The sequence below is a fragment of the bacterium genome, from assembly GCA_040753555.1.
Classification (GTDB): domain Bacteria; phylum UBA9089; class UBA9088; order UBA9088; family UBA9088; genus JBFLYE01.
On record JBFMDZ010000101.1, the window covers coordinates 1 to 7,856 of the forward strand.

A 7,856-nucleotide genomic window follows, 5' to 3' on the forward strand; every position below is an offset into this window, starting at 1 on the left:
ATTTTGTCTTCTTAAAATATCTTCTATCATCTTATCTATTATATATATCGGCTTTTTAGAGCCAAAACATAATAAATTTTTTGAAGTAGTCAATTCCTATGGTAGGGTAGCGGAAAATGGGAAATTAAATTCAAAACTAAAAACGCAAAACTCAAAATAACAACTAATGGTAGTGGAAAAATAGGTAAATATTTGATAGCAGAAGGGTTTTCTCTGTGGATGAATGGCTTTAAGGTAAATTGCTTTATAAAAACCCTCACTGAAGAGGAAAAGAGGATAATGGAAGAAGGAACTTGAAATTAGCCCTCCTGTCAATAGAAAATAACCACAATTTTAAAAAAGAGACCCTAATTTTCCCAAAAATCCTTTCTTTAGCTAAAAAGATATGGGTAAGTTTCAAATCAAAAACTTGCAAAATTACAAGGCTTTATTATAAAATATCTTTATGGCAGTATTAGAGCTAACCCCTCACATTAGAAGGGAAATGAAGAAGGGGGTAAGAGTAAAAGATGGCTTATCAATTCGGAGATTTGAGAAACTTGGCAGATTTAGAAATAGGAAATGTTGCTCTAAAGGAATTGCCAAGATTGCTTGAAAGAGACTTTGCTCTCATTGTAAAGGATAGGCTAATAAGAAAATATGTTGTTGGTAATAAGGGAAGATATGTTAAGGCAAACATTATTGGAGAAGCAACAAGGGATGAAAAACACTTCACAATCATTGGCGAAGCAAAGTATCGCTTTTTAAAGAAAGATATAGATAATTTTATGAAAAAGCTTAAACGATTAAATGGCGTATTTGATGAGATATTTCCCCTTCTTGTTTCCCATAGGCCAATAAAACCATATCTAAATGAATATGTAAAGAAAGAGAAGATTGCCTTGTATTATACCTATGATTTTCATGCTTCTTAGCCTACCTTATCTTTACCACAAAGGAGAGGCTTCCCTCTTCATTTGGTAAAACCTGTGGGATAATCCAGCGAAGTTTGGTTGCCCTTTGGTCAAAGTCTACATTCCATTTAGTGTCATACCAATAACTGACTTCAGACTCTTGACTCTTAACTTCTGACTCTAATATTGCTCTTTCTGGCAGAACCTCAACAATGGTAACATCGGTGGCTGGTGCTTGACCCTCATTTTTATAGGTTATGGTATAGGTCATTGTTCCACCAGAAAAGACCTTTTCTCTATCACAAGCCTTCTTCAAAATAATGTTTGGAGAGGTAAGAAAACCCATTGCATAAAGGCCATCGTTTTCTCCTACTATATAAAGGAAGCCATCAGGAGAGATAACAGGTGATGAGAAAGGCTTTCCATCAAGGATATAGCTTTTTATAAGTTTTCCATTAGAGCTTAAGCAATAAAGCCTAAAATCATCTGAGCCAAAATATATGTATCCATTAGAGTCTATTACAGGTGAGGAAGCAATCCTATCTCCTGTTGGATAGTTCCAGAGAAGATTGCCATCCTTATCAAGGCAATAGAAAATCCCATCATCAGAGCCAAAATAGAGCCTTCCATCCATTCCAATAGAAGGAGAGGTGTTAACAGCAGAGTCTCCACAAAATTTCCAGATCAAATTTCCATCAGAAGAAATGCAATATAGCTTTCCATCATCAGAGCCAAAATAGAGCCTTCCATCCATTCCAATAGCAGGAGATGAGGAAATCCTTCCCTTTGTGAAATATACCCATTTTTTCCTTCCATCCTTGGATATGCTATACAATCCATTGTCATCACATCCAAAATAGAGGGTTCCATCCAAGCCTATGGCAGGTGATGAAATAATTTCAGAGCTTGTGGGATAGAGCCATTTAAGACTTCCATCAGGGTTAATAGAAAATAGCCCAAGATTAGAGCCAATATAAACCGAACCCTCACCATCAATTACACAAGAGGAATTGACAAATGTAGCGCTTCCAAATTCATATACCCATCTTAATAAGCCATCATTGTTAAATGAATAAAGTCCCTTTTCTCCTCCTATATAGATAATATCCCCTTCTGGAGTAATGGCAGGTGAAGATAGAGACCTTGAAATAGGACAAGCCCATTTAAGAATGCCATTAGGGTTTAAGGCAAGAAGGCTATTAGACCCAGCTATATAGATTATCCCATTATTCCCAATCACGGGTGAACAATAGCCCCTTTCAAACTTCTCCTTATACTTCCATCTTAGGTTTAAATAAGAAACAGGATAATTGCACCTTCCCCTATGTTGGGCATCATAGCGGAAGAAATGACAAGCCATTGGAGAGATTGTGTAGGTTCCACTTCCCAAGCAATCTAGGTTATTGGTTGACCTAGCAATAATCTTTGCTGTAGTTGATAGAGAAGAAACAAAGAAAGAGAAAAATAGGCTACTAGATGAGCCGGATAATAAAAGAGGGGTACTGATTATTGCCCTTGTCCCTGGGATTCCATTTATCTCATCCAAAAACTCTACCATTGGGCTATCAGAGGATAGGATAAAGGAATCTGGAAGATTTCCTGTATTTATGAGCGTAGCAAGATAATATACCCTCTCGGCTTCAAAACCTGATAGTGAAGCCCTATCCTTGGATATAGAAACCCCATAGGTTAGACAAGAAAGGAGGTTAAATTTGATATTCCTCCTTACCCAGGAGCTAAGACCCCAAGCTAGGACATTTTTTTCCCCAGGGGATTGGCTATTAACAATGAATGTTATGGTAAAGCTTCCATTTTGGCTGGTTGTAGCAGTTGCAATAAAAGGTGTATCTCCAAAATCAATCCTTACCTTTTCTTGGGTAGAAAACCCTTCGCCAAAAACTGTTACAACATAGCCAACTGGCCCAGCAGATGGAACCAAGGCAACAGATGGACCATCGCCTACAAAGTCTTGCTCCTTATTTGAATCAAGTGAGTCATACCTTACGCCAGAAGGATTAAATTTCCAGATATTCTCACCCCATACACTTATTCTATAATACTTTTCTCCCATAAGGTTTAAAAATTCATAATATCCATTAGATTCTGTGAAATATAGCTTGTCCTCATAACCAAATAGCCATACCCTTATGTTACTAATACCCTCTCCCTTCCTATCCCTAAGATATCCCCTTATATAAAATCTACCCTTTTTAAGGGAGAATGTGGTAGCTGCCATTTTATTAGAGATAAGACCATAGGCAGTTATTGAAACATAGCCTAATGGCTGGGTTGCAATGTAAAACCCAACACTAAATTTTCCTTCCTCAACTACCCTGGATGTAGCAATTGTCTGATATGTTCCAAAATCAATCCTTATTTTCTCATCAAGATTAAAATCAATGCCCTCTACAACCAAATAATCACCTATACAGCCTTCATCTGTGCTTAAAAGAATTGTAGGAGCAAGGGTTCCTATAAAGTTTTCCTTATCAAGGTTATCAAGCAGGGGTAAATATTCCCTGATTTGTGGCTTGAATCCCCAGAATTTTAAATAGGGAGAAATTGTATACCTCTTTCCTCCCGAAAGATTGAGAAACTCATAGTATCCATCGGGTTTTGTCCAAAACTCGGCTTTATACCAGTCAAATGATAATGTTACCTTTACACCTTCCATTCCAATACCCTGGGAGTCCAAGACATAACCCTTGATATAGCAGGTCTCTTTTGGAATAAAGAAGGATGTCGAAGCAGACCTTGTGTTTGTCTCTCTTGCTGTAATATCCTTTTTCCCATATGGTTGGCTATCTACTGTAAGGATAAGTGAAAAGCTTCCATATTCTGAGGTTATAGCTGAGGTAATGTTAAGGTTTGTTCCAAAGCTTATTAAAACAGAGGATTTAGAGCCAAAACCCTCACCATAAAGGGTAAGAAACTCTCCTACTTTACCATAGCTTGGATAAACAAGGATTCTTGTGGTGATAAAGAATGGGCTATATATAGGGAAGGAGGATAAAGAGCCTTTTACAGTTATGGTATTTGTCCCATATGCCTGATTGCTGATAGGAAATGAAGCAATGAAGCATCCATCTTTATCAGGGATTGCACTTGCAATTGACTTGTGTGTTCCAAAATCAATATTTATCTTCTCTTCTTTGGTAAAGCCATTTCCTTTGATTGTAATTATGCTACCAATAATGCCAGATTTTGGAGAGATAAGCATATCTGGCTTAAGGAAGAATATAGCTGTCTCCCTTTGTATGCTATCTGATGCAGTTATTGTCTTTGTTCCAAAGGTTTGGTTATCTACCCTAAATACTGCCTCAAACCTTCCATAATTATCAGAAAAACAATGGGTTATAGAGGAATGTGTCCCAAAGTCTATATTTATCTTCTTATTCAAGGAAAAACCTGCTCCCCTTAATATAATCTCATTACCTACACAACCTTCCTCTATTGAGGGAAGAATCTGTAAGGGATTTTTGATTACAGTAAATGCCTTGTCTAGCCTGTCAGAGAAGCCGTCAGGGTTTTTTATTACTAAATCAAAGACTCCCTCTTTTTCTCCCCTTATATCAAAAGAAACAACCAGTTTTTTAAGGGATTTTTCAATGATTTGACCATCTATTTCTCTATTTTCCCTAATAAGCTTAAGGCTACAGCCATCAAAGAAGTTAGAGCCAGTAATGGTTAGTGTAATGCTTGCATTATTTAACCCTATTTTTGGAAGGGTTGTATCAATCTTTGGATATGGTGTTAGGGCATAGAGCTTTCCATCACAATCACCTATATATAAGACACCATCAGAAACTACAGGTGATGCCTGGGCAATGTAGCTACCTAGCTGGATTTTCCAAATTACCTCTCCCTTTTCTGCATCAAATCCATAGACACATCCATCCTCGCAAGCGACATAGAGGACTCCATTGGCTATCATTGGAGATGAGGTTATAAAAGGAGCATCTATTACTTCAAACCAAATAAGTTTTCCCGTATATGCATCAAGGCAATATACCCCAACCCCTGCCCATATATTTGAAGCACAATATAGCTTTCCCTCAGCAATTACAGGTGACTCATGGAGAAAGGTTATTCCGGATTCAAATGTCCAAATAAGCCTTCCATCCCTTACATCCCATGCTTGAATAGGGCTAGGCCCCGGTCCTATATTTGTTATTGAATAGACAACCCCATTCTCTACGCAGGGTGCAATATGACCACCCTTTGTCTCCTTGCTCCACCTTATAAATCCCGTATCTTCATCCAGAGAGAATACCTTTCCGCTAAAATGCCTTGCTGCCTCACAAAATAAAGCACCGTTATAATAAGACATATTATTGGGATAAAAGCTCTCTCTATATCCCATTGGAGAGCCATCCTTTGCATCCAATCCAATGAGGCCATTTGTCCCAGGGATATAAACAATTCCATTAATCACAACAGGTAAGTAGGATTCAGGAGGAGAAGGGGGACGATTTGACCATATATGTTTTCCTGTCTCTGCATCAACCGCATGGAAGCCATTGCAATCATCATAATAGACAACTCCATCAAATACAGTGGGAGAGGAATAGGTTGTCCCCCTGCCACCGCCTGGGGAAAGGAAATCCCAAACCAGGTTTCCTGTTTTTAAGTCTACACAATGGAGATAGCCATTTAGGGCAGTAAAGTATATCTTTCCATTATAAATAGCAGGTGAGCAGCGGATGCCTTTAAGCTCTTCGGGTTCAGGCCAGGTTATTATCCAGGGTTTTACCTTATATATCCACTTTATACCCAAAGGTGGATATATGGTTTTATCGGGTGAATTGCCTGTGCGGGCAAAATCCTGGTGGAATGTCCACCATATGCCAACCATTGTAGTAATGGTTGATAGGCAATATGTCTCTTTATTCTTCCTTGAGCTTATCTTAATAATGGATGTATTTGAGGCAAGCTCTTTTGCATCCAAAGGAGGGGTAACTTTGACAAGGATGAATATAGACTCACCGGGTGAAATATCTTCTGTAGAAGAAATTGGCGATGTTCCAGGGAGGCAGTTGTCATAAGGGAAGAATTCTATATTCCAACCCTCATTTTTATTAAGGCAGGAAAGGTCAAATGAATCCTTAACATTTCCCAGATTTACTATCTTCTTTCTAGAAAATATTGTCCTTTCCTTTACAACCATATCAAGGCTATTTTTAGGCTTTACCATTACCTTATAGATTGTAGGAATAACATTAAATGATATTGTGGCAGATAGGTGCGATGAAATGCCAGAGCAAGTAATGATATTCTTTCCTATATTGCAGGAAGGAAATTCACTTTTAAATATAAATTCCCTTTTTTCATCGCTTTTTGTTATGCTAAAAGAGCATCCAAAATCAATTTTTATTTCTTCATTCTCTCCAAAGCCCATTCCCTTTATGGTGATTAAAGAGCTAACTGGACCATTTTCTGGAAAGATAGAGATTAAAGGAAAAAAGCTGGGCTTAATCCTTAATGTTATTGGAATGAATAATGGATTATCATCAGGGTCATTGCTATGGATTACCAAGGTTAAAGAATATGTGCCTGGCATTAAATCCCTTCCACTAAAACTCAATGTTATCTCTTTTTTACAATCCTCAGAAATAACACCCTCCCCTGGCTCTATATTTACCAAATCAAATTTATCCTCTAAGAGGAATTGAATCTCATTCTCAAATAGCTCTATACCATCAAGCTTTCCATCGAAGTCAAGGTCTGACCTATTTTCAGAAATAGTAAAGCTGTTTACGATAGCCTTTCTCTTGTTACTTATCACAACCCCTGCCTCATTGGTTGAATATGTGGAGCAAAATCCAGCACAGGCTATCCCTTCACCTGATGAGATAAAGTCTCCCTTATCCCCAAAATATTTTATATCCCAGGATGTAAAATCTGGAACATTTTTAAATAATGGCTTTTCTTTCCATTTATACACATTTAATTGAGAACCTATATCCTTTTTCCATATTATTCCCAAGCTTTCCCATAGGGTTGAGGTGCCCTCTGAGCCATCAATATCATATGTCTCAATGATGCACCTCCCACCTTTCTCTAGGTAATCCTTTATATCATCCCAATACTTTCCAAGGCGAGGATTCCAACAGTGAGAAATTATCACCAAATCCCAATTTTGCTTCTTTAGGCTAAGGTAAAACCCCTCAGGGTCTGAATAGAAGCCTGTATAGGAATAGCCAAGGTTCTTAAGGCCAAGGTCTGGATAGGTAAAGCCAGGGGTTACCTGGTAATCATCTGCATAGAGCAAAATCCTTGTGTCAACAGGACCTGAATAAATATATGATGCCTTATAGCTCATAGTTCCATTAACCCTTGAGCTTTCCACAGAAATTGGCTCTTTTGAAATAAGGGTAATATCAGAAGATTTTGTTTGCCTTACTTCATTCATTGTGCTAGCTATCTTAAAGCTCATATCCGCAGAACCTGTATTAGAAAGGGTTATAGCCCTTGTTCCCCTCTCATTTTGGGCTAGGTTAATCTCAATAGATAAAGGATAAATTCCAATCTCAACAAACCTTAAGAAGATATCAGCATTTTTGATATTGGGTGGAACATCACAGAAAATTGTAGATGGCTGATAGGGACATTTGCTTGCGGTTAGTCTATATGTTCCAGGCTTATTTAGGATAACCTTATAAAAGCCATCAGGGTCTGTGATTACATTAGTTGAAAGAGAACCAAACACACTTATCGTAGCACTTCCTATTCCTTGATTTTTCGTAATTATTCACCCCCTCTTTGTGACGGAGAATCTTAAGAAAAAGAGAAAAGGAGAATATCATCTTTGTCTAATTAACCATTTATCCACTTTCTCAATCATTCGTATAATCTGTCCAATGATTTGGTCATAATTTGAGTTAATCTTTGTTGTCATAATAGAATCTATATAACCACATCGGTTTGCAAATTCTAACCATACCTGATTTTCGCATGCTTCAC

2 protein-coding genes are annotated in these 7,856 nt (G+C 37.7%); one reads left to right on the forward strand and one right to left on the reverse strand.

Annotated features, from left to right (window positions below):
* The first annotated feature begins 509 nt into the window (after positions 1 to 509).
* The gene (locus AB1630_08510; GenBank protein ID MEW6103835.1) at positions 510 to 914 is read left to right on the forward strand and encodes a hypothetical protein; all 405 of its coding nucleotides are present in this window, start codon (positions 510 to 512) and stop codon (positions 912 to 914) included.
* 1 nt (position 915) lies between these two features.
* On the opposite strand, the gene AB1630_08515 is transcribed toward AB1630_08510, so the two are convergent.
* A complete protein-coding gene (locus tag AB1630_08515) occupies positions 916 to 7,602 on the reverse strand; it encodes a PQQ-binding-like beta-propeller repeat protein (GenBank protein MEW6103836.1) in 6,687 nt (2,228 codons plus the stop codon).
* Between the last annotated feature and the right edge of the window lie 254 nt (positions 7,603 to 7,856).